Below are 22,539 nucleotides of genomic sequence, written 5' to 3'. Positions count from 1 at the left end.
GACTTGCGCGGGTGTCGGATAAGGTGTTGCGGTGAGTATAGAAAACGCTGCGAGCCTCGAATCGCCATTGCGCCACTTCCATGCGGTTATTCCTGCCGGCGGAGTGGGCACGCGCCTGTGGCCGCTTTCGCGTGCTGCTGCGCCAAAATTCCTGCACGACCTCACAGGTTCGGGAAGCACCCTCCTGCGGGCTACATACGACCGGCTTGAACCACTGGCCGGCAACCGGGTCCTGGTTGTTACGGGCGTGGCGCACCGGACGGCTGTCTGCCGCCAGCTTCCCGAAGTGGGCGACGACGAGTTGGTCTTGGAAAGTGAACCGAAGGACTCAGGAGCGGCGATCGGCCTCGCCGCCGCCATCCTGTACCGTCGCGATCCGGACACCATCATGGGTTCGTTCGCAGCCGACCACGTCATCAGCCCGGACAACCTCTTCCAGGAAACTGTGCGCGAGGCCATCCACACTGCTGCTGCCGGAAAGATCGTCACCATTGGCATTAAGCCGACGCATCCGTCAACCGGGTTCGGCTACATCCGCACCGGTGACTTGCTCAACATCGACGACGCGCCGAACGCGCATGCGGTGATCGAATTCGTCGAGAAGCCGAGCGAAGACATTGCGAAGAAGTACCTCGAGACCGGCGATTACGTCTGGAACGCCGGAATGTTCGTCGCCCCGGTGGCGCTCATGCTCAAGCATCTTGAAGCAAACCAACCGGTCCTGTTTGCCGGTCTGCAGGAGATTGCGGAAGCCTGGGACACTCCGGAGCGCGATGAAGTGACGGCTCGCGTGTGGCCTACGCTGCCCAAGATCGCCATTGACTACGCTGTGGCAGAACCTGCCGCAGCGGCCGGGGATGTCGCCGTCGTACCTGGTACCTTCCGTTGGGACGACGTCGGAGACTTCGCTGCGATCGGCCGCCTCAACAATGCAGGCGACGTCGACGAAGTGACGGTCCTCGGCGAAGGCGCACGTGTCTTCACCGAGAACGCCAGCGGCGTGGTTGTCTCAGATACCAAGCGTGTGATCGCGCTTATCGGCATCAAGGACGTTGTGATCGTGGACACGCCGGACGCCCTCCTTGTCACCACCAAGGAGCACGCTCAACGCGTCAAGGGAGCGGTGGACGCGCTCAAGGCCAGCGGGGACACCGACGTACTCTAAACAAAGTGCTTGAGGCGCAGTTCGTAACCAAGAGACCCCTTTCGTTATCCGACGGGCGCGGATGGCTAGAGTTGTGAGGTGCGCAATTTCACTACTGAAACCGAGCCGACTCCCGTGGTGAGGCCGTGGCTTGACGATCTTTTGCCGGAACTCCTTGAATTCCGGCGGGATTTGCATGCGCACCCGGAACTGTCCTTCAAGGAGTTCCGCACCACGGACAAGCTCGTGGAGCGGCTTGAAGCCGCGGGACTGGAGCCGCGACGGCTGGAAGGCTCGGGCCTGACGGTCGACGTCGGCGAAGGGCCCATCGCCACGGCGCTGCGCGGTGATATCGATGCCCTCCCCATCATCGAGGAGACCGGGCTTCCGTTCGCGTCGAAGAACCACGGCGTGACCCACGCCTGCGGGCATGACGTCCACACCACCAGCATGCTCGGAATCGCCTTGGTGCTGCACGCCATGCACCAGGAATCGCCGCTGGGCGGCACGGTGCGCATCATCTTCCAACCGGCCGAGGAAACCATGCCCGGCGGTGCGTTGTCCTGCATCGAGCAGGGCGTCCTTCAGGGTGTCCCGCGGATTCTGGCGCTGCACTGTGATCCGCGCATCAACGTTGGCCAGATCGGCACGCGGATCGGGGCGATCACCTCAGCGTCGGACACCATCAAAATCGAACTGACCGGACGTGGCGGCCACACTTCCCGTCCGCATCTGACCGAGGACCTGGTCTTCGCGCTGGCCCAGATCGCCATTAACGTCCCGGCCGTGCTGTCCCGTCGCGTGGATGTCCGCAGCGGAGTCTCGGTGGTGTGGGGCCAGATCACGGCAGGATCCGCGCCCAATGCCATCCCCGCCAACGGTTATATGGCCGGCACCATGCGCTGCCTGGACCGCGATGCATGGCATAGCGCAGGGGAGTTGTTAGACGACGTCGTCCAGCAAGTTGCCGCGCCGTACGGGGTGGACGTCCACCTCGAGCACACGCGGGGGGTCCCTCCCGTGGTCAACTCGGAACACGAGACTGCCCTCATCGAGGCCGCGGCCAGGGCTGAACTCGGTGAGCACGCCGTCGTCCTGACCCCCCAGTCCATGGGCGGCGAGGACTTCGCCTGGTTCCTGGCCGACCTGCCAGGTGCCATGATGCGGCTCGGCACCCACACGCCGGGCGGCGAAGAATACGATCTCCACAGGGGTGACTTCATTGTGGACGAACGGGCCCTTGGCTTCGCCATCCAAGTCCTGGCTGCCGCCGCATTGCGCACCATCCGGGATCTCTAAAAGTCCGAGCGCGAACTGGCAGCAGATGCCCCTTTGCCCCGGTGTTGGGGTCATCTGCTGCCAGTTCGCGCTCACCTTTTAGGCAAATGAGTTGCGCACAATCTAATTGTGGGCTATCGTTATTTCCATGAGTGAAGCCCCCCGTCTCAACCACCAGGTCTGTTTTGCCCTCTACTCCGCATCGAAGGCGGCCACGGCGGTCTACAGGCCGGTGCTGGATGAGCTTGGGCTGACGTATCCGCAGTACCTCGTGATGCTGGTGCTTTGGGAAGACGAGCCGCGAAGCGTACGGGAACTGGGCACCGAGCTCGGACTTGACTCGGGCACGTTGTCACCCCTGCTCAAGAGGCTTGAAGCCTTGGGCCTGGTGGAGCGCCGGCGTTCGGCCGAAGACGAGCGGCGAGTCGAGATCCACCTGAGCGATGCCGGGCAGGCCCTCAGTGCCCGGGCGGGGGCTGTTCCGCAACGCCTTGCCGCCGCCGCCGGCTTGAGCGCTGCCGAGCTCGCGCAGCTTCACGACACCTTGGGCCGGCTCACCGCCGCCCTCCATTCAGCCATCTGATCGTCCATCCCCTCCGAAGGAAAAGGAACCATAGTGAAGACTTTGTACACAGCCGAGGCGCTTGCTTCCGGTGAAGGCCGTGACGGCAATGCACGCACCAACGACGGCAAGCTGGACGTAGCACTCGCCAGCCCGGTGGAACTGGGCGGAAACGGCCAGGGCACCAACCCTGAGCAACTTTTCGCAGCCGGATACGCGGCCTGCTTCCACTCGGCACTCAGGCTGGTAGGACGCAAGGCGCGGGCGGATCTCAGCGATTCGGCCGTGGCAGCCAAGATCCATTTCGGCGCCCTGGAAGGCCGCGAGGGATACGGACTTGCCGCCGAGCTTGAGATCGCCTTGCCGGCCCTCGACCGGGAGACTGCCGAGCAGCTCGTGGCCAAGGCACACCAGATCTGCCCTTACTCCAACGCGACCCGCGGCAACATCGCCGTCGACATCAAGCTTGTGGAGGTGGCCGCGTGAGCACCGCCCTTCCCAGCCGCACCCGCGAAATCCAGCTGGCATCCCGCCCGCAGGGGCGTCCTGTCCAGGAGAATTTCCGCCTGGCGGAGACCGATCTGCCGGAACTGCAGGACGGCCAGATCCTGGTCCGCAACGAGTACTTGTCGGTTGACCCCTACATGCGCGGCCGCATGAATGACGCGAAGTCCTATTCGGCACCTTTCCGTCTCGATGAAGCGCTCGACGGCGGCGCGGTGGGTGAGGTGATCGCGTCCCGTTCCGAGGCGCACAAGGTGGGCGACGTCGTCGTGCACCAGCTCGGCTGGCGCGAGTTCTCCGTGGTGGACGGCACACATGTGACGCCGGTTCCGGCCGGCCTCGCGCCGACCTCCGCGTTCCTTGGTGCACTCGGCATGACGGGACTGACGGCGTATGCCGGGCTGCTCAAGGTGGCCGAATTCAAAGCGGGCGACGTCGTTTTCGTTTCCGGCGCGGCAGGAGCCGTCGGCTCGATCGTGGGCCAGATCGCCAAGGCCATGGGCGCCTCGAAGGTGATTGGCAGTGCCGGTTCCCCCAAGAAGGTGGCGCGCTTGCTGGAACTCGGCTTCGACGCCGCCTTCGACTACCACGACGGTCCAGTGGTGGCTCAACTCCGTGAGGCGGCGGGGGAGCGTGGCATCGACGTCTACTTTGACAATGTTGGCGGCGAGCACCTTGAGGCTGCCCTCGCGGTCCTCACGGTGGGCGGCCGCGTGGCGATGTGCGGTGCGATCTCGCAGTACAACTCCAAGGAACCCGCAGCTGCCCCCCGCAACCTGGCTGTGGCCATTGGAAAGCAACTGACCCTCCGCGGCTTCCTCGTCAGTGGGCAGCGCCAGCACGCCGCCGAGTTTGCCGGGAAGATGGCCGGATGGCTCGCCGATGGAACCGTCCGCTACGACGAAACGATCGTAGACGGGCTGGAAAACGCGCCAAAGGCCTTCATTGATCTCCTTGACGGGGCCAACACCGGCAAAATGCTGGTCCGACTGCACTGAGTACCTCTGCGCGACGTACCCCCGGGCGATACGGCCCATCTGCTCCGGCCCGGATCGTAGGACCGTTGGCTGGGAGTTCCACTACTGCTTGGTAACAAAAGCCCAACAATCTTAGGGTTGTTGGGCTTTTGTGTTACCGGGGTGTGTTCCATCCCACTAAAGTTGTGGCATCAGTGCGCCCCAGGCGCAGTGCTGCGAAGCATCAGTGAAAACAGAATTTCAGCCTCGAGTTTTCGAAACGGACACTCATTGACCAACTGTCGTAGCATCAATCACTTTCTTCCTGGAGGAAAATTGAAGCAATCACTGCGTGCCACCCTGAAGCGCGGTTCATTTGCAGGCGTCGCAACTGCGGGCGCCGCTACTCTTTTGCTGGCAGGCTGCGGCAGCGCACCGTCTGCGTCGAGCTCGGGCAGCGCCACGAAGTCGGACTACACCGCTTGCATGGTGTCCGACTCCGGTGGCTTCGACGACAAGTCGTTCAACCAGTCAGGTTATGAAGGCCTTCAGGCATCCGCCAAGGATCTTGCCATCCAGGAGAAGCACGTCCAGTCCAAGGCCGACACGGACTACGACCCCAACCTTCGTTCCATGGTCCAGCAGGGCTGCAAGCTGACGGTTACCGTCGGCTTCCTCCTGGGGGATGCAACCAAGTCGATTGCCACGGCAAACCCGAACAGCCACTTCGCCATCATCGACTACTCGGACCCCACCTTCCCGAAGAACGTCAAACCGATTGTCTATGACACGGCCCAGGCCTCGTTCCTGGCCGGCTACCTGGCGGCAGGTACCTCCAAGACGGGCAAGGTTGCCACGTTCGGTGGTCTCAACATTCCCACCGTGAGTATCTTCATGGACGGCTTCTCTGACGGCGTGAAGTACTACAACCAGAAGAAGGGCAAGTCCGTCCAGCTGCTTGGCTGGGACAAGGACAAGCAGGACGGAACGTTCGTAGGCGACTTCAAGCAGGTCGACAAGGGCAAGGTCCTCACCCAGGGATTCCTGGATCAGGGCGCCGACGTCGTCCTTCCAGTCGCTGGTCCCGTTGGTGCGGGCGCCGGCAGTGCCATCCTTGACGCCAAGGCAAAGGGCACGGACGCCAAGCTGATCTGGGTCGACTCGGACGGCTACCTGACGGCACCCGCCTACAAGTCGGTCATCCTGACCTCGGTCCAGAAGACCATGGCCACTGCTGTCGAAACGGTCATCAAGGCGGACAAGGACGGCAAGTTCGACCCCAGCCCCTACGTTGGAACCCTCGACAACGGGGGCGTGGCACTTGCCCCGTTCCACGATCTCGACTCCGCGGTGCCGGCTGACATGAAGAGCGATCTTGACCAGCTGAAGAAGGACATTATCTCCGGCGCAGTGAAGGTCCAATCAAAGTCCAGCCCCAAGTAATAGTCCGGGCTAAACCACGCCGCGCTGCCCTTCAGCCGAGTTTTGGCAGAAGGGCAGCGCGTTCTGCGTTGCCTTCAATTTTGCTCTTCGACACTCCTTTGCCGAGCACTATGCTGGGAGCACGGTGATGACGAGGAGCCATCCTTTATAGATGGGTTGGAGTTTTGAAACTCGAACTGAAAGGGATCACGAAGCGCTTCGGATCCCTCGTAGCCAATGACCACATCGACCTCGTGGTTGAACCCGGCCAAGTCCATTGCCTTTTGGGGGAAAACGGTGCCGGTAAATCCACCCTGATGAATGTCCTTTACGGACTTTACGACCCCAGTGACGGTGAAATCCTGGTCGACGGCAAGCCTGTGGTCTTCAAGGGTCCCGGCGACGCCATGGCGGCAGGAATCGGCATGGTCCACCAGCACTTCATGTTGATTCCGGTCTTCACGGTGGCCGAAAATGTCGCATTGGGAAACGAAGCCACAAAGGCGGCCGGTTTCCTGAACTTGGATGAAACCCGGCGCAAGATTTCCGAGATTTCCAAGCAATATGGTTTCCACGTCGACCCCGATGCCCTCGTGGAAGACCTTCCCGTGGGAGTGCAGCAACGGGTCGAAATCATCAAGGCGCTCGTGCGCGACGCCGAAGTCCTGATTCTGGATGAACCGACTGCCGTTCTCACTCCGCAGGAAACAGACGAGCTCCTGGATATCATTCGGCAGCTCAAGGCTGCTGGAAAATCTATTGTTTTCATTTCGCACAAACTGCGTGAGGTCAAGGAAATTTCGGACATCATCACAGTGATCCGACGGGGGAAAGTGGTGGGCTCGGCTGACCCCTCGGCGTCCCCAACGGAACTCGCCTCGGCGATGGTGGGCCGGGCAGTCAGCCTGACCTTGGAAAAGAAGCCTGCCCAACCGGGTGAGGCGACCTTCAAGGTCCGGGACCTCACCGTTGTTGACCACAATGGCCAGCACGTCGTGGACGGGCTGAGTTTCGACATCGCCAAGGGTGAAGTGCTTGCCATCGCCGGAGTCCAAGGCAACGGCCAGACCGAGCTCACCGAGGCCATCCTAGGCGTCCAGCCCCATGTCACCGGATCCATCATCCTCGACGACGTCGAACTGCTCGGCAAGAGCGTCAAGCAAGTCCTTTCCGCCGGCGTCGGGTTCGTCCCCGAGGACCGAAAGATCGACGGTCTGGTGGGGACGTTCTCCATTTCCGAGAACATGATCCTGGACCTGTACGACAAGCCGCCTTTCGCCCAGGGCATTGGCATGAAACCGGCCTTGATTGCTGCCCATGCGGAGAAAAAGGTCGAGGAGTTCGATGTGCGCACGCCGTCGATCGACGTGGCCGTGGGTACGCTCTCCGGCGGAAACCAGCAAAAGGTGGTGCTGGCAAGGGAGCTGTCCAGGCCATTGAGGCTCTTTATTGCATCGCAGCCCACCCGGGGGCTCGACGTCGGCTCCATCGAATTCGTGCACAAACGGGTCATTGCCGAACGGGACAACGGAACTCCGGTGATGATCGTCTCCACAGAGCTCGATGAAGTGCTTGAGCTCGCTGACAGGATCGCCGTTCTCTACCGCGGAAGGCTCGTGGGGATTGTCCCAGCAGGTACCTCCCGCGATGTGTTGGGCTTGATGATGGCAGGCGTTCCGGAACACGAGGCAGAACTGACTGCGCACAAAACCCTCGAGGGAGGAACACATGTCTGAGTCCAACACCCCTCGACAGGAAAACGAGGTCGAGCCAGAGCGCCCGGAAACAGTGAATGACGAGGTCGTCCTGGATGTCGCACTGGACACCGCTGACGGTGCGATGGCCCCGTCAGCGGTTCCGGCTACCAGCCAGGGCGGACGGATCCCGCACGCCGCCGGTGGTTCGGTCTTCCGGCAGATCGTGACCGGAAACGCCATGGTGTCAGTGCTGTCAGTGCTGCTCGCGATTGTGCTCGGCGGAATCCTCATGGCCGTGACCAACCCCAAAGTGGCCGAAACGGCAGGATATTTCTTCGCGCAGCCGGGGGACATGCTCACCGAGGTGTTCAGGCCTTACGTGGCGCTAGTCCAGGGCTCGCTGTTCAACTGGGCCGGGGCCGACGCCGCAGCCCAGCTGTACCCGATTACAGAAACACTGACGGTGTCCACACCGTTGATTTGCGCCGGACTTGGCGTGGCATTGGCGTTCCGTGCGGGACTGTTCAACATCGGCGCGCAAGGTCAAATCATCTTTGGTGCGCTGTTCGGCGCCTACGTCGGCTTCACGTGGCACTTGCCGTTCCTGGTCCACCTGCTGGTGGTCATCGTTGCCGGACTTGTCGGCGGCGCGGTGTGGGGCGCCGTCGTCGGTCTCCTCAAGGCGAGGACCGGCGCTCATGAGGTCATCGTGACCATCATGCTGAACTACATCGCCAACTTCCTGCTCCTTTTCCTCCTGACCACGCCGGCTTTCCAGCGCAAGGGCTCGACCAACCCGATCTCGCCCTTCCTGGACCAGTCGGCGCTCTTTCCGGAGTTGCTCGGTCCGCAGTTCAGGCTCCACGCAGGCTTCCTCCTGGCCGTGCTGGCAACGGTCTTCGTCTGGTGGCTCCTGAACCGCTCTACCCTTGGCTTCGAATTCCGGGCCGTCGGCGCCAACCAGAGTGCCGCGCGCACCGCCGGGATCAATGTTCCACGGGCCGTGATCCTGGTCATGGCGATTGCCGGTGCGCTTGCGGGCCTGGCTGGCATCGCGCAGGTATCAGGGACGGAGAAATACCTCTCGGGAGGCGTCGCGGCTTCCATCGGGTTCGACGCCATCACCGTTGCCCTGTTGGGCCGTTCGACGCCGTGGGGAACCTTCTTCGCCGGTCTCCTGTTCGGTGCGTTCAGGGCTGGAGGGGTCGCAATGCAAGCACAGACGCAGACCCCGATCGATATCGTTTTGGTCATCCAGTCGCTGATCGTCCTGTTCATTGCGGCGCCGCCATTGGTGCGTGCGATCTTCGGGCTGAATCCCCGGAAAAAGAAGAAGGCCCCGGGCGGCCCTGGCTCCGGAACGGTCCCCTCCGGAAAAATTGAGAGCGGAGCGGCAACAGCATGAGCACCACAACAACAACATCCGGCAGTGGCACGCCCGCCGGCGACGCCCCTGCGCGCTCCGGAAAACCGGGTGTCAGCGAACTGGTGAGCTGGAAGGCCGGAATCGGACTGTCCCTGCTCGCAATCCTGGGAACCGTGCTGTTCGGATTCATGTCCAATTCGAAGTCGGCAGGTTTCGGCATCGCCGAGGCAGCCAATGAAGCGGCCTCCAATGTAGCTGCGTGGGTCACGCTGGTCCTGGCCCTTCTGCTTTCAGCCTGGCTCGGATACCTATGGTTCGTCCGCCGTCGTTCAGGCCTCGCGTCGGGTTCAGGCCAGGTGCCTGGCTGGCTGCCCGCGGCCACTGTCGCCGCTGTGGTGGTCCTCGGCCTCGCCGCGCTCGGAGTCGCGAAGGTTGTCCGGATCACGGTTCCTTCCGCGGCCATAGGCTGGATCTGCGCGGTCGTTTTGCTGGGCCTGGCGGGTTACACGGTGTACCTCACGCAAGCAAAGCGGCCCATTCCCCGGTGGGTGGGAGGTACCTTCGCCGCCCTTTTCCTGATCGGCTTCATGGTCTGGATCGTTGCCCACGGAAATGACGCCGAGCCGTCCATCTCCCTCGCCGGCCTGATCGCCGGATCCGTGACCTTGGCCGTGCCGCTGGTGTTCGGTTCCCTTTCCGGGGTCCTGTGCGAACGCGTGGGCGTGGTCAACATCGCAATTGAAGGACAGCTTCTTTTGGGTGCGTTTTCCGCGGCCGTTGTGGCCACGGTGACGCACAACGTCTACGCCGGGCTGGTCGCCGCGGCGGTGGCAGGGGCGCTGGTTTCCCTTGTTCTGGCCGTGGTCAGCATCAAGTACCTCGTCAACCAGATCATCGTGGGCGTCGTGCTCAACGTCCTCATCAGTGGACTGACGAGCTTCCTGTTCTCGACGCTGCTGACGGCCGACCCGGAAGGCCTCAACAAGCCCGGCCGCCTGCCGCCGGTGGATATCCCCTTCCTGTCCGATATCCCCATCATTGGTCCCATCCTGTTCCACCAGTCCCTCGTGGGCTATTTGATGTACATCGCCGTGATCGTGGTCTACCTCGGCCTGTTCCACACGAAGTGGGGCCTCCGTGTGAGGGCCGTCGGCGAGCACCCTCAAGCCGCCGACACCGTCGGCATCAATGTCAACCGGACCCGTTTCTGGAACGTGCTGATGGGCGGCGCGATCGCAGGCATTGGCGGCTCCTTCTTCACGCTGGTATCCGTGGACGCTTTCAGCAAGGATATGTCCGGAGGCCGCGGGTACATCGCGCTGGCGGCGTTGATCTTCGGGCGGTGGAACCCGATCGGCGCGTTCCTGGCCGCGTTGCTGTTCGGCTTCGCGGACAACCTCCAGAGCGTCATCACCATCATCGGATCGCCCGTGCCGAGCCAGTTCATGGCCATGCTGCCCTATGCCTTGACGGTCTTCGCCGTCGCTGGATTGGTAGGCAGGTCCCGGCCTCCGGCGGCAAGCGGCATACCGTACGTGAAGGGTTGACCGTGGCAGTCACGGATACCGGAGGCGTGGACTGGGCGGCCCTGGAGGCTGCTGCGGTCGCTGCCATGGGTAAGGCCTACGCTCCGTACTCGAAGTTCCCGGTGGGGGCGGCCGCCCTCACCGTGGACGGGCGGATTGTCAGCGGCTGCAACGTCGAGAACGCCAGCTATGGCCTCACCTTGTGTGCTGAGTGTGCCCTGGTGGGTGACCTCCACATGGGTGGCGGCGGCAGATTGCAGGCGTTCTATTGCGTCGATGCGAAGGGGAACGTCCTCATGCCGTGCGGCCGATGCAGGCAATTGCTGTATGAATTCCGTGCACCCGGCATGCAGCTCATGACAACACAAGGCATCAAGACCATGGACCAAGTGCTGCCCGATGCCTTCGGTCCTGACAACCTCGAGGAGAACCGGTGACACAGACTGAAGCGTTTGATGCCGTTCAGATCATCAGCATCAAGCGGGACAAGGGCACCCTGAGCCCCGAACAGATCGACTGGACCATCGATGCCTACACCCGGGGCGTCATCGCCGACGAGCAGATGGCCGCCCTGAATATGGCAATTCTGCTCAACGGGATGGACCGCGACGAGATCTCGCGCTGGACCGCGGCGATGATCGCCTCGGGCGAGCGAATGGACTTCTCCAGCCTTCGGCGTCCCGACGGCGGCATGAAGGCCACCACCGACAAGCATTCCACCGGGGGAGTCGGGGACAAGATCACTCTTCCGCTGGCGCCGTTGGTGGCGGTCTTCGGAGTGGCGGTTCCCCAGCTTTCGGGCAGGGGGCTGGGCCACACCGGCGGCACCTTGGACAAGCTGGAAGCAATTCCCGGGTGGCGTGCGGATCTGAGCAACGAGGAAATCCTGGCCCAACTGCAGGACGTCGGGGCGGTCATTTGCGCTGCCGGCACGGGACTGGCGCCGGCAGACAAGAAGCTCTACGCGCTCCGGGACGTTACGGGCACCGTGGAAGCCATCCCGCTGATTGCCTCGTCCATCATGAGCAAGAAGATCGCCGAGGGCACGGGTTCCCTGGTGCTTGACGTGAAGGTGGGCTCGGGGGCTTTCATGAAGGACGAGGCACGCGCCCGTGAGCTGGCCGAAACCATGGTGGCGCTGGGCAAGGACGCCGGCGTGAACACGGTGGCCCTCCTGACAAACATGAGCACTCCGCTGGGCTTGACGGCGGGAAATGCCATCGAAGTGGAGGAATCGGTGGAGGTGCTTGCCGGTGGCGGTCCGGAGGACGTCGTCGAGCTGACCATCAGGCTGGCCGAGGAGATGCTCGCCTGTGCTGGCGTGCGCGACGCCGACCCCGCGGCCGCGCTCAAGGACGGCCGGGCAATGGACGTCTGGAACCGCATGATCGAAGCGCAGGGCGGCGATCCGCGTGCGGTGCTGCCCGTGGCCAAGGAATCCGAGATCATCCCTGCCCCGGCCGATGGCGTCTTGGTGGAACTGGACGCACTGTCCGTGGGCGTGGCTGCGTGGCGGCTCGGTGCTGGCCGGGCCCGGAAGGAAGACATTGTCCAAGCCGGTGCAGGCGTGCGCATGCATGCCAAGCCGGGAGCCTTGGTGCGGGCGGGGGAGCCGCTGATGACCCTCCTGACCGACACCCCGGAAAAGTTCGAAAGAGCCAAGGAAGCCTTGGAAGGGGCCGTGCTCATCGCGCCGGAAGGCTCACGGCCGGCACAGCGGCTCATCATCGACCGGATCTCCTAGGCTGGTCTCCCGGGCATTTTCGGATGCCCGGGAGACAATCCTTACGGCCATTCGTTAGGAAGACCGTGCAGGCAATCAACGACTTCATCCTCGCCGCCGCAGGGCAGCCCTGGGTCCTGCTTCTGGTCTTTGCCTGCTGCGTGATCGATGGTTTCCTCCCACCCATTCCCAGCGAGTCGGTAGTGGTTGGACTGGCTGCCGTCTCCGCGACGGCCGGAGTGCCCAACGCGTGGTTGCTGATTCTGGTGGGCGCGCTCGGGGCTTTCTCTGGCGACAACATCGCCTACTTGATCGGCCGCAAAATAGGTGTTCGCCGATGGCGGTGGATGCGTTCCCAAAGGATGCAGGGCGCGTTCCGTTGGGCTGGACGGGAACTTCGACGCCGGGCCGCGTCGCTGATCATGGTGGCCCGATTCATCCCCATCGGCCGTGTGGCGGTCAACCTCACCGCTGGTGCCACGCGCTTCTCGCACGGCGTGTTTGTGGCGCTTACAGCCATGTCTGCCGTTCTGTGGGCCAGCTACTCGGTGGCGATCGGTCTGTTCTTCGGGCAGTGGTTCGAACACAACCACCTGCTCGGAGCGATCATCGCGATCGTCGCGGCAGTCATCCTCGGAATCATCGTGGACCGGGTCATCAGCACAGTTCGTGGCTCCACGCCCTCTCCAGAAGAGGTCGAAGCGGTCGAAGATGCGGGGGAGGCCGAAGAGGAAGCCGTCACCTAGCCAAGTTTCAAGCTAGCGTTAAGTTGTGTTCTACTCCGGCCGGGGCGTAGCGAACGATCGTCCGGCCGTGGGACACTGGATAGCGATCTGTGTCACGCAACCGCGTGACTTTCCTTGAGGAGCAATGCCTGCGTGGAATTCATGAACCACATGCTCGAGCACGCCGCCGGGCAACCGTGGATCTACCCGGTGCTCCTGGTTTTCTTTTTCATCGACGGCTTTGCCACGATCCTTCCAAGTGAGACCGCGATTGTAGGACTCTCAGCCCTTGCAATGCACCGCGGCGAGCCCAACCTGTGGCTCCTCGGCGCCACGGCGCTGGTCGGGGCCATGGCCGGCGACAACACGGCCTACATGCTTGGCCGCAAGATCGGCTTGGACCGCTGGAAATGGATGCGCAAGCCGAAGGTCAAGAAGATGTTCGCCTGGGCACACTACGAGCTGGATAAACGCGGCGCCGTGCTCATCTTCACCGCACGGTATATTCCGTGGGGTCGCGTGGCAGTGAACTACGTCGCTGGACAAACCGGGTTCCGCCACAAGACCTTCTTCTGGCTGGATGCGTTCGCCTGCTTCACCTGGGTAGGTTATTCGATCGGGATTGGATCGCTGGCAGGCCACTGGGTGCACAACAACCCGCTCCTCGGCGTGGGGATTGCCGTAGCATTCGCAGTGGTGCTCGGCGTCATTGTGGACCACACCCTCCGTTGGTGGCACAAGCACCTTGAGAAGAAAGATGCTGAGACGAAGGAAGCAGCTTCCGCGGAAGCAGCCGCGGCAGATGCAGGCACCGCAGTCAAGGCGACTGCCGGCGTCGAGCGCTCAAACCCTGCTGGCTAAGCTCCTTCCGTCCCCCTAGAGTTGGACACGTGACTGAGCCTATTGTTGATGCCGCCCCTGCCCTTGACTTCGATCTGAAGAGCCTCCCGAAGGTTTCCCTTCACGACCATTTGGACGGGGGACTGCGCCCGGCCACCATCATCGAGCTGGCGGAGGCCGTCGGCCACACCCTGCCTTCCACGGATCCCGTAGCTCTTAGCCAGTGGTTCCGTGAGTCCGCAGATTCCGGTTCCTTGGTCCGCTATCTCGAAACCTTTGACCACACGATAGCCGTCATGCAGACCAAGGAAGGCCTGGCGCGCGTCGCCAAGGAGTTCGTGGAGGACCTGGCGGACGACGGTGTTGTCTACGGCGAGATCCGCTGGGCACCTGAGCAGCACCTGCAGAAGGGCCTCACCTTGGACGAGGTTGTGGACGCCGTCCAGGAAGGGCTCGACGCCGGCGTGGATGCAGTAGAGGAGTCCGGCCGCCAGATCCAGGTGGGCCAGCTCATCACGGCGATGCGCCACGCGGACCGCGGCCAGGAGATCGCCGAGCTCGCCGTCCGCCACCGGTACAACGGCGCGGTCGGTTTCGACATCGCCGGAGCCGAGGATGGCTTCCTGCCTTCCCGATTCAAGGACGCTTTCACCTACCTCGCAGAACACAACTTCCCGGCTACCGTGCACGCCGGCGAAGCAGCAGGCCTGGAGAGCATCCAGTCCGCGCTGGTGGACGGCCGTGCCCTGCGGTTGGGCCACGGCGTGCGCATCGCCGAGGACATCACCGTTGAATACGAAGATGCCGAGGGCGAAGAAGCCGACGACGACGCCGAGGACACCGTTGGCATGGTCACCTTGGGTGAGGTGGCCGGCTGGGTCCGCGACCGCGGAATCGCGCTGGAAATCTGCCCCTCGTCCAACCTGCAGACCGGAGCGATCGCGAACTTCGGCGAAGGCATCGAGAACCACCCGTTGGACATGCTCTACCAGCTGGGCTTCAACGTCACCATCAACACTGACAACCGGCTCATGAGCGGCGTCACGCTCACCGACGAGTTCGAGCTTCTCGTGGAGACCTTTGACTACGATCTCGACGACCTCCTGGAACTGACCCTCAACGCTGCCGAGTCGTCGTTCCTGCCCTTGGACGAAAAAGAAGCGTTGGTGGAGTACATCAACGACGCCTACGCCAACCTTGCCTGAGCAAACTCCTGCAGGCGCGGCCTCCGGAAGTCCCATAGCGGTGCTCGTGCAAAGGATCGGTTCTTTGCGCGAGCACTGTCCCTGGATGGGTGCGCTGACCCACGAATCCCTGGTCGAGTACTTGATCGAGGAAGCGTATGAGGTGGTCGACTCGATCGAGGCAGGGGCCTCCGGTTCCGATACTTCCGACGAACTTCGCGGCGAGCTGGGTGATGTGCTGCTTCAAGTGGTGCTCCACGCCCGGCTCGCTGAGGAGCAGGGACAGTTCACGTTCGACGACGTCGCCCGCGCCATTACGGAGAAGATGGTGCGGCGCAACCCGCACGTCTTCAAGCCGGACGGGTCCCTGCAGGAATCCTTCCCGGCCACCGTGGAGGAAATCGTCGAAAAGTGGGATGCCGTGAAGAAGGCCGAGAAGCCCGAACGCTCGGATCCCTTCGAAGGCATTCCGCCCCACCTCCCTGCCCTCGCCTTGGCGCAGAAGTCCCTTGACCGTGCCGAGCGCGCGGCGCGCTCAGGCGGTCCGGAACGCGCTGGCCGCCCGGTTGCGGCAACGGAGGTTCCCGACTCCGAAGCCGCACTTGGAGACTTCCTGCTTGGCGTCGTCGCGGGCTCAAAAGAAAAGGGATTCGACGCCGAACGGGCCTTGCGTGCCGCTGTCCGCCGCTACCAAGGACGCGACGGCGAAGCCACATAACGTGAGTGGTCCGACGCCGTTCCGTAACGTTGGCCGCTCTCGACTAGGCTAGTGGCGACGAGGACGTCGAGAATTTCCCTCTAGATTCCCAGTAAATCGCTTCACCATAAGGAGCAGTCCATGGCGCTTATCGATGCCATCCACGCCCGCGAGATCCTTGATTCCCGCGGAAACCCGACAGTAGAAGTTGAAGTTCTGCTTTCCGATGGCCAGATCGGCCGCGCGGCAGTTCCCTCCGGTGCTTCCACCGGCGAGCACGAAGCCGTTGAACTGCGCGACGGCGACAAGGGCCGTTACCTCGGCAAGGGCGTCCAGAAGGCCGTTGACGCGGTCATCGACGAAATCGCCCCGGCCCTCATTGGCTTCGACGCGACGGACCAGCGCAGCATCGACCAGGCCATGATCGACCTCGACGGCACCCCGAACAAGGGCAAGCTCGGCGCCAACGCCATCCTTGGTGTTTCCCTCGCCGTGGCCAACGCCGCCGCCGCGTCCGCAGACCTGCCCCTGTACAAGTACCTGGGCGGCCCGAACGCCCACGTCCTTCCCGTCCCGCTGATGAACATCCTCAACGGTGGCTCCCACGCCGACTCCGACGTCGACATCCAGGAATTCATGATCGTCCCGATCGGTGCCGAGACCTTCTCCGAAGGCCTGCGCTGGGGCGTTGAGGTCTACCACAACCTCAAGTCCGTCCTGCAGGCCAAGGGCCTCTCCACCGGCCTCGGTGACGAAGGCGGCTTCGCGCCGAACCTCCCGTCCAACCGCGCGGCACTGGACCTGATCCAGGAAGCCATCAAGAACGCCGGCTACACCCCGGGCAAGGACATCGCCCTCGCGCTGGACGTCGCCTCCTCCGAGTTCTACAAGGATGGTGCCTACCAGTTCGAAGGCAAGGCCCTCTCGGCCACCGAGATGAGCGCTTACTACGCCGAGCTCGTTGCAGACTACCCGCTGGTCTCCATTGAGGACCCGCTGGACGAGAACGACTGGGAAGGCTGGAAGACCCTCACCGACTCCATCGGTGACAAGGTCCAGCTGGTTGGCGACGACCTCTTCGTGACCAACCCTGTCCGCCTGCAGCAGGGCATCGACGCCGCCACCGCGAACTCGCTCCTCGTCAAGGTCAACCAGATCGGCTCCCTGACCGAAACCTTGGACGCCGTTTCCCTGGCCCAGCGTTCCGGCTACACCACCATCACCTCGCACCGCTCCGGCGAAACCGAGGACACCACCATTGCTGACATCGCCGTTGCCACCAACGCCGGCCAGATCAAGACCGGTGCCCCGGCCCGCTCCGAGCGCGTCGCGAAGTACAACCAGCTGCTGCGCATCGAAGAAGAACTCGATGACGCCGCACGCTACGCCGGCCGCAGCGCTTTCCCGCGTTTCAAGGGCTAGTATCCGTTGAAACAGCTGACCGGTGGCTATGGTGGAAAGACCGTAGCCACCGGTTCTGTTTAACGAAATGTGAGAGCACTTCGGCAAGACCGTAGGCTCCATGAGGCACACAAAGCGCAGCAACCCGCCAGGCAAGCACCAGGCATTACAGGAGTGTCATGGCCACCCGCCGTCCCAAGGTCCCCCGAGCCGACGCACTGGGGCGGTCCCCCCAAAAGAACCCCGACGGCGGCCATATCATCCGTGCCGACTTCGGCGAGTCCCGTAAGGCAACGCTTGCCCAGCAGGAGGCCCCGGCTCACGCTGGGTCCAAGACGGCGTCCACTGCCGGACCCGAAAGCGGCGCCCAAAGCAAGCCCAAGTCTGCCTCAAAGGCAGACCCCGGCAAGGACAAAGCGACCGGCCCCGTGCCCGCAAAGGCCTTCTCAGGGCGCATGCTTGCACTCGCCGTGGTGATGGTTGCGATCACCATCATGCTTGCGCCCACGGTCAAGATTTTCCTGGAGAAAAAGGCGGAAATCTCCGCCCTGGAGGCCGACATCGCGAGCAAGCAGGCCGAGCAAGCAGGCCTCAAGAAGCAGATCACCCGCTGGCAGGACCCCAACTACGTGAAACAACAGGCCCGCGACCGCATTAACATGGTTATGCCGGGTGAAGCAGGCTACTGGGTGTTTGGCGGCGGAGTTCCCGCCGGCACACCGGGCGGACGCACCGGCTCAGGAGCTTCCGGAAGCCCCGCCAATCTGCCGTGGGTGGATGGGCTGTGGGAATCCATCAGACGCTCGGCAACAGACTAGACGCGGTGCCCGCCGCCGTCGTGCCCTGATAGGCACGGCCAAAACAGGGCAGGAAGGATGGCAGCGCCAGTGGAAGACAACTCGGCACCTGCATCGCAGGAGTCCCGCAAGCCATCAGCTCACGATCTGGAAATACTCAGCCGCCAGCTCGGGCGGCCTGTCCGCGACGTCGTCGAAATCCCCGCGCGCTGCGTGTGCGGCAATCCGTTGGTCGCGGCAACTGCTCCGCGTTTGAGCAATGGCACACCGTTTCCCACGACGTTCTACCTGACGCACCCCGTCGTTACCGCCGCAGTGTCGCGGCTGGAAGCGGGCGGGCTCATGAATGAAATGAATGAACGGCTCACGGCAGACGAGCCTTTGGCAACGGCCTACCGGGGCGCCCACGAGGCCTATCTTCGCGCGCGTGACGAAATCGCCGGACGTGCCGGGACGGGACCGGTCCCGGAGATCGCGGGGGTCTCGGCCGGCGGAATGCCCACGCGCGTCAAATGCCTCCACGTCTTGGTTGGCCACTCCCTGGCGGCCGGGCCCGGAGTCAATCCGCTCGGCGACGAGGCCATTGAAGCGATCAGCGAATGGTGGACCGCGGACCGTTGCTACTGCGAAGGCGCTTGGGACAGCGCGGGGGAGGCCCCGTCCAAGGACCTGAGCCGCCACGGCCCGCAGGGGCTTCCGGGCATCGTGGGCCGTCCCGCGCCTGTCCGCAACTCCAAGACCGCCGATGCATTTTCGGGCGAGCCGTTTGCAGGGGAGCACGACGCATGAGCCGCGTAGCCGCCATCGATTGTGGCACTAATTCGATTCGCCTCCTCATCGCGGACTCCAGCGGTGCCGATGCGGGGTCTCCGCTGCGCGACATTGTCCGCGAGATGCGCGTGGTTCGCCTCGGCCAAGGAGTGGACGCCACCGGCGAACTTGCCCCGGAGGCGCTCGAACGCACCTTTGCGGCAACGGGCGATTACGCCGAACTGATCCGCCATCACGGGGCCGGGAGTGTCCGTTTCGTGGCGACGTCCGCCAGCCGCGACGCGCGCAACCGGGACGTCTTCGTTGACGGCATCCGGGACCTGCTGGGGGTCGAACCCGAGGTCATCTCAGGCGATGAAGAAGCCGCCCTGTCCTTCGCCGGGGCAAGCAGCGTGCTTCCTTCGCGTGGCAAGGATCCGCTGCTCGTGGTGGACCTCGGGGGTGGAAGCACCGAGTTCGTCCTTGGAGACTCCGACGGCGTCATCGCGGCCAAATCCGTTGATATCGGCTGCGTGCGGCTGACCGAACGCCACCTCCGCAACGACCCCCCTACGCCGGAGCAGATCGCCGCCGCGGAAGCCGACGTCGACGCAGCCATTGACCTCGCCGGCCGCACGGTCCCGCTGGGCCGGGCCACCGCCGTCGTGGGCGTTGCGGGTTCCATCACCACCATCACGGCACATGCACTGGGCCTGAGTGAGTACGATCCCGCACTGATCCACGGCGCCAGCCTGGATCTGGAGACCATCAGCGACGCCGCAACGAGCCTGCTCGAAATGAGCCGCGAAGAGCGCGCCAGGCTGCCCTACATGCACCCTGGGCGCGTCGACGTCATCGGAGCCGGAGCACTCGTATGGCGCCGCATACTCCAGCGCCTGGCTGAACTCGGGAATGGATCCATCAGCGTGGCCACCTCCAGCGAGCATGACATCCTCGACGGCATCGCGCTGAGTATTCGCTGATGACGTTGCCGCACCGTTGGCGCCGCCGAACCGCATCGGCCGCGCTGGCCGCCATGTTGGCCGGGGGAAGCCTGGCAGGGGCCCTGCTGACTGCGCCCGCGGCGTTCGCAGACTCCTGGCGGGACAAGGAATACTGGCTCAACGAATACGGCATCTCCGCCGCCTGGCAGGTATCCAAGGGCGCGGGCGTGAAAGTCGCCATCATAGACAGCGGGGTAGATGGGCAACACCCCGATCTCAAGGGAGCCGTGGTCGGCGGAACTGACGTTTCCGGTTCGGGCGATCCAAACGGGCAGAAGAGCATCGGCGCCAAACCCGAGCACGGGACCCTCGTCTCTACGCTCCTGGCTGGCCGCGGACACGCTTCAGCCAGCCCGTCGGCGTCTCCGTCGTCCACGCCCTCCTCCGGATCCGTTGGCCCGGACGGAATCGTCGGCGTCGCCCCCGAGGCCGAGATCCTGTCTGTCTCCGCTTGGCTCGGTTCGCCGAACCCTGCCGGAAAGACGGACCAGGAGCAGATTCCGCAGGCTGTGCGATGGGCCGTAGACAACGGTGCCAAAGTCATCAACATTTCCCTCGGGAGCACCTCGCCGGATTGGCCCCAGAGTTGGGATGCGGCGTTCCTCTATGCCGAACAGAAGGACGTGGTGATCGTGGCCGCGGCGGGCAACCGCATTGGCGGGAATGTCCAGGTGGGCGCGCCGGCCACGATTCCCGGCGTATTGACCGTGGCAGGCCTTGACCGGAACCGCACTGCCAGCGTCGATGCTTCTTCGCAGGGGATCAGCATCGGCGTCTCGGCGCCCGCGGAAAAGCTGGTGGGCGGCCTGCCCGGGGGGAGCTATGAAGACTGGGCCGGAACCTCCGGCTCCGCGCCCCTGGTCTCCGGTGTCGCGGCCCTGATCCGTTCGAAATGGCCGGATATGAGCGCCAAGCAGGTCATCAACCGGATTGTGTCCACGGCAGAGGACGCCGGAGCGCCTGGCAAGGACCCCATCTATGGCTACGGCATTCTCAACGCCGAAGCGGCATTGAAAGCCGATGTGCCCGAGGCCAAGAGCAATCCGGTGGGTTCCATCGTGGACTGGATCCGGGTCCATCGACGCGGGGACCTCAGTAGCCCCACACCAGAGCCGGTGTCCAAGCCCAGCAGCCCCGCAGCCACCTTGGCGGATCCGACGGTTCCCGTGGCGAAGGCGCCCTCCCAGGCGGACACAGCCGTTCCCGCTGCGGTGGTCATCGGCTTCGGATCGCTCTTCGTGGCCATCGTCGCGGGTGCCTCGGTCCAATTGAGGCGCGCCTACCGGAGCACTCCGGAACTGCTCGAAGAACCAGCCACTGGCGCGGCAGACGTCGTGGATCCGAGTACGCCGAAATAGTCCGTGGCGCCGGTGTGGCGGCGCCGGGAAATAGTTAGTGAAGATTTTCACAAGGTGCTGTACTCTATTCTCATGGCAACCACCCCTGAGCTCATTGACCGTCCCCGTGTTCTCGTTGTCGGCGGCGGATACGTCGGCCTGTACGTAGCACTCAAGCTGCAGAAGAAGATCGCGAATGCCGGCGGAATCGTCACCGTCGTTGATCCGCTTCCCTACATGACTTACCAGCCCTTCCTTCCCGAAGTGGCCGGCGGCAACATCGAGGCACGCCACGCCGTCGTCTCCCACCGCCAGCACCTCAAGCAGACGGAACTCATCCAGGGCCGCGTCACCAGCATCGACCACCAGAACCGCACCGCAGTTGTTGCTCCGGCTGACGGTGGCGCGCCTTTCGAGATTCCTTACTTCGACGTCGTGGTTGCCGCCGGCGCCATCACCCGCACCTTCCCGATCAAGGGCCTCGCCGATGAAGGCATCGGCCTGAAGACCATCGAAGAAGCAGTAGCCCTGCGCAACAAGGTCCTCGAGCGCATCGAGGTCGCCTCCACCATGACGGACCCTGCTGAGCGCGCCAAGGCCCTGACCTTCGTGGTTGTGGGTGGCGGCTTCGCCGGCATCGAGTGCATCACCGAGATGGAAGACCTCGCCCGCGCCGCCGTCAAGAACAACTCCCGCATCCGCCAGGAAGAAATCCGCTTCGTTCTCGTCGAAGCCATGGGCCGCATCATGCCCGAGGTCACCGCTGCCCAGGCCGAATGGGTAGTTGAACACCTGCGCAGCCGCGGCATCGAGGTCCTGCTCAACACCTCCCTCGACAACGCCGAGGGTAGCCTGAAGCTCATCAACCTGCCGGACAAGACCCCCGCCCAGGAATTCGAAGCCGACACCCTCGTGTGGACGGCAGGCGTGCAGGCCAACCCGATGATCCGCTCCACCGACTTCCCGCTGGAGCCCCGCGGACGAGTCCGTGTTCTGCCGGACCTCCGCATCGCGGGCGACGAAGGCATCATCGACAACGCCTGGGCCGCCGGCGACATCGCCGCCGTCCCGGACCTCACTGGCAGTGGCCTGCCGGACGGTACCTGCGTTCCGAACGCCCAGCACGCACTCCGCCAGGCCAAGCGCCTCGCCAAGAACCTGTGGGCCTCCCGCTGGGACAAGCCCATGGGCGACTACAAGCACAAGAACCTCGGTGCGGTTGCTGGCTTCGGCGAATGGAAGGGGGTTGCCAACATCAACCTCCTGGGCCGGATCGGCCTCAAGGGCGGTCTCGCCTGGCTGGCCCACCGCGGCTACCACGGCTTGGCCATCCCCACCGGTGAGCGCAAGGTCCGTGTGATCTTCAACTGGCTCCTGGGCATGATCATGGGACGCGACACCACCCAGCTGATGGACCTCGACAACCCGCGCGGCGCGTTCGTGTCCGCAGCTACCCCGGCCCCCAAGCCGGCTGCTGCACCGGCTCCCGCTCCGGCTGCTGAGCCCGCCGAGGCCAAGGCCCCGGTTACGGCCGACGCCAAGTAGCGATACCGAAGCAGTCCTGACGACGGCGGCCGTCTCCTACCCGGAGGCGGCCGCCGTCGTCGTTAAGGCCAGGCCTCCGCG

The 22,539-nt window shown here is 63.8% G+C and carries 21 protein-coding genes; all 21 read left to right on the top strand.

Translation table 11 applies throughout. From position 1 onward, the window contains the following. Window positions 1–31: 31 nt before the first annotated feature. The 21 genes from AC3ANQ_RS16945 to AC3ANQ_RS16845 all read left to right on the top strand — a co-directional run bounded on the left by AC3ANQ_RS16945 (window position 32) and on the right by AC3ANQ_RS16845 (window position 22,458). The gene (locus tag AC3ANQ_RS16945) at window positions 32–1,165 is read left to right on the top strand and encodes a mannose-1-phosphate guanylyltransferase (RefSeq protein ID WP_265978567.1); all 1,134 of its coding nucleotides are present in this window, start codon (window positions 32–34) and stop codon (window positions 1,163–1,165) included. 78 nt (window positions 1,166–1,243) lie between these two features. Then, window positions 1,244–2,443 carry an amidohydrolase gene (locus AC3ANQ_RS16940; RefSeq protein WP_488302107.1) on the top strand — a complete coding sequence of 400 codons (1,200 nt, stop codon included), beginning with the start codon at window positions 1,244–1,246 and terminating at the stop codon, window positions 2,441–2,443. A 127-nt stretch (window positions 2,444–2,570) separates the two neighbouring features. Next, the gene (locus AC3ANQ_RS16935; protein WP_488302106.1) at window positions 2,571–3,005 is read left to right on the top strand and encodes a MarR family winged helix-turn-helix transcriptional regulator; all 435 of its coding nucleotides are present in this window, start codon (window positions 2,571–2,573) and stop codon (window positions 3,003–3,005) included. 33 nt (window positions 3,006–3,038) lie between these two features. After that, window positions 3,039–3,470: an organic hydroperoxide resistance protein gene (locus AC3ANQ_RS16930; RefSeq protein WP_488302105.1), complete on the top strand. Its 432-nt coding sequence runs from the start codon at window positions 3,039–3,041 to the stop codon at window positions 3,468–3,470. Beyond that, on the top strand, window positions 3,467–4,486 hold the full coding sequence (locus AC3ANQ_RS16925) for an NADP-dependent oxidoreductase (protein ID WP_488302104.1): 1,020 nt from the start codon (window positions 3,467–3,469) through the stop codon (window positions 4,484–4,486). The genes AC3ANQ_RS16930 and AC3ANQ_RS16925 overlap by 4 nt, the downstream gene beginning before the upstream one ends. Before the next feature lie 294 nt (window positions 4,487–4,780). Beyond that, on the top strand, window positions 4,781–5,887 hold the full coding sequence (locus tag AC3ANQ_RS16920) for a BMP family lipoprotein (protein WP_488302103.1): 1,107 nt from the start codon (window positions 4,781–4,783) through the stop codon (window positions 5,885–5,887). Window positions 5,888–6,051: 164 nt separating this feature from the next. Further along, window positions 6,052–7,602, top strand: coding sequence for an ABC transporter ATP-binding protein (locus AC3ANQ_RS16915; RefSeq protein ID WP_488302102.1), 1,551 nt, complete (start codon window positions 6,052–6,054; stop codon window positions 7,600–7,602). Beyond that, entirely contained in the window at window positions 7,595–8,968 is a 1,374-nt protein-coding gene (locus tag AC3ANQ_RS16910) for an ABC transporter permease (protein WP_488302101.1), read from the top strand. The genes AC3ANQ_RS16915 and AC3ANQ_RS16910 overlap by 8 nt, the downstream gene beginning before the upstream one ends. Continuing rightward, window positions 8,965–10,476 carry an ABC transporter permease gene (locus AC3ANQ_RS16905; protein WP_488302100.1) on the top strand — a complete coding sequence of 504 codons (1,512 nt, stop codon included), beginning with the start codon at window positions 8,965–8,967 and terminating at the stop codon, window positions 10,474–10,476. The genes AC3ANQ_RS16910 and AC3ANQ_RS16905 overlap by 4 nt, the downstream gene beginning before the upstream one ends. A 2-nt stretch (window positions 10,477–10,478) precedes the next feature. Continuing rightward, window positions 10,479–10,892 carry a cytidine deaminase gene (locus AC3ANQ_RS16900; protein ID WP_488302099.1) on the top strand — a complete coding sequence of 138 codons (414 nt, stop codon included), beginning with the start codon at window positions 10,479–10,481 and terminating at the stop codon, window positions 10,890–10,892. Further along, on the top strand, window positions 10,889–12,199 hold the full coding sequence (locus AC3ANQ_RS16895; RefSeq protein ID WP_488302098.1) for a thymidine phosphorylase: 1,311 nt from the start codon (window positions 10,889–10,891) through the stop codon (window positions 12,197–12,199). The genes AC3ANQ_RS16900 and AC3ANQ_RS16895 overlap by 4 nt, the downstream gene beginning before the upstream one ends. Window positions 12,200–12,264: 65 nt before the next feature. Then, complete coding sequence (locus AC3ANQ_RS16890) at window positions 12,265–12,924, top strand: DedA family protein (RefSeq protein WP_488302097.1); 660 nt, start codon at window positions 12,265–12,267, stop codon at window positions 12,922–12,924. 150 nt (window positions 12,925–13,074) lie between these two features. Beyond that, a complete protein-coding gene (locus tag AC3ANQ_RS16885) occupies window positions 13,075–13,764 on the top strand; it encodes a DedA family protein (RefSeq protein ID WP_488305358.1) in 690 nt (229 codons plus the stop codon). 29 nt (window positions 13,765–13,793) lie between these two features. Next, entirely contained in the window at window positions 13,794–14,948 is a 1,155-nt protein-coding gene (locus AC3ANQ_RS16880; protein WP_488302096.1) for an adenosine deaminase, read from the top strand. An 85-nt stretch (window positions 14,949–15,033) separates the two neighbouring features. After that, window positions 15,034–15,645, top strand: coding sequence for a MazG nucleotide pyrophosphohydrolase domain-containing protein (locus tag AC3ANQ_RS16875; protein WP_488302095.1), 612 nt, complete (start codon window positions 15,034–15,036; stop codon window positions 15,643–15,645). A 120-nt stretch (window positions 15,646–15,765) separates the two neighbouring features. Further along, window positions 15,766–17,046, top strand: coding sequence for a phosphopyruvate hydratase (eno, locus tag AC3ANQ_RS16870; protein WP_488302094.1), 1,281 nt, complete (start codon window positions 15,766–15,768; stop codon window positions 17,044–17,046). 158 nt (window positions 17,047–17,204) lie between these two features. Then, entirely contained in the window at window positions 17,205–17,843 is a 639-nt protein-coding gene (locus tag AC3ANQ_RS16865; RefSeq protein WP_488302093.1) for an FtsB family cell division protein, read from the top strand. Window positions 17,844–17,900: 57 nt separating this feature from the next. Next, on the top strand, window positions 17,901–18,611 hold the full coding sequence (locus tag AC3ANQ_RS16860) for a DUF501 domain-containing protein (RefSeq protein ID WP_488302092.1): 711 nt from the start codon (window positions 17,901–17,903) through the stop codon (window positions 18,609–18,611). Continuing rightward, a complete protein-coding gene (locus AC3ANQ_RS16855; protein ID WP_488302091.1) occupies window positions 18,608–19,555 on the top strand; it encodes a Ppx/GppA phosphatase family protein in 948 nt (315 codons plus the stop codon). The genes AC3ANQ_RS16860 and AC3ANQ_RS16855 overlap by 4 nt, the downstream gene beginning before the upstream one ends. After that, entirely contained in the window at window positions 19,555–20,934 is a 1,380-nt protein-coding gene (locus tag AC3ANQ_RS16850; RefSeq protein ID WP_488302090.1) for a S8 family serine peptidase, read from the top strand. Before AC3ANQ_RS16855 ends, AC3ANQ_RS16850 begins: the two co-directional genes overlap by 1 nt. Window positions 20,935–21,006: 72 nt before the next feature. Next, complete coding sequence (locus tag AC3ANQ_RS16845; RefSeq protein ID WP_488302089.1) at window positions 21,007–22,458, top strand: NAD(P)/FAD-dependent oxidoreductase; 1,452 nt, start codon at window positions 21,007–21,009, stop codon at window positions 22,456–22,458. The last annotated feature ends 81 nt before the right edge of the window (window positions 22,459–22,539 follow it).

Source organism: Arthrobacter sp. DMZ02-1R (assembly GCF_057747935.1).
This window is presented reverse-complemented; position numbering and strand designations above follow the sequence as displayed.

Bases quoted from the DNA above. Each gene is read 5' to 3' on its own strand.
- AC3ANQ_RS16935 (WP_488302106.1), top strand. From the start codon at position 2,571: ATGAGTGAAGCCCCCCGTCTCAACCACCAGGTCTGTTTTGCCCTCTAC.
- AC3ANQ_RS16910 (WP_488302101.1), top strand. From the start codon at position 7,595: ATGTCTGAGTCCAACACCCCTCGACAGGAAAACGAGGTCGAGCCAGAG.
- AC3ANQ_RS16905 (WP_488302100.1), top strand. From the start codon at position 8,965: ATGAGCACCACAACAACAACATCCGGCAGTGGCACGCCCGCCGGCGAC.
- AC3ANQ_RS16885 (WP_488305358.1), top strand. From the start codon at position 13,075: ATGCTCGAGCACGCCGCCGGGCAACCGTGGATCTACCCGGTGCTCCTG.
- AC3ANQ_RS16875 (WP_488302095.1), top strand. From the start codon at position 15,034: ATGGGTGCGCTGACCCACGAATCCCTGGTCGAGTACTTGATCGAGGAA.
- eno (WP_488302094.1), top strand. From the start codon at position 15,766: ATGGCGCTTATCGATGCCATCCACGCCCGCGAGATCCTTGATTCCCGC.
- AC3ANQ_RS16865 (WP_488302093.1), top strand. From the start codon at position 17,205: ATGGCCACCCGCCGTCCCAAGGTCCCCCGAGCCGACGCACTGGGGCGG.
- AC3ANQ_RS16860 (WP_488302092.1), top strand. From the start codon at position 17,901: ATGGCAGCGCCAGTGGAAGACAACTCGGCACCTGCATCGCAGGAGTCC.
- AC3ANQ_RS16855 (WP_488302091.1), top strand. From the start codon at position 18,608: ATGAGCCGCGTAGCCGCCATCGATTGTGGCACTAATTCGATTCGCCTC.
- AC3ANQ_RS16850 (WP_488302090.1), top strand. From the start codon at position 19,555: ATGACGTTGCCGCACCGTTGGCGCCGCCGAACCGCATCGGCCGCGCTG.
- AC3ANQ_RS16845 (WP_488302089.1), top strand. From the start codon at position 21,007: ATGGCAACCACCCCTGAGCTCATTGACCGTCCCCGTGTTCTCGTTGTC.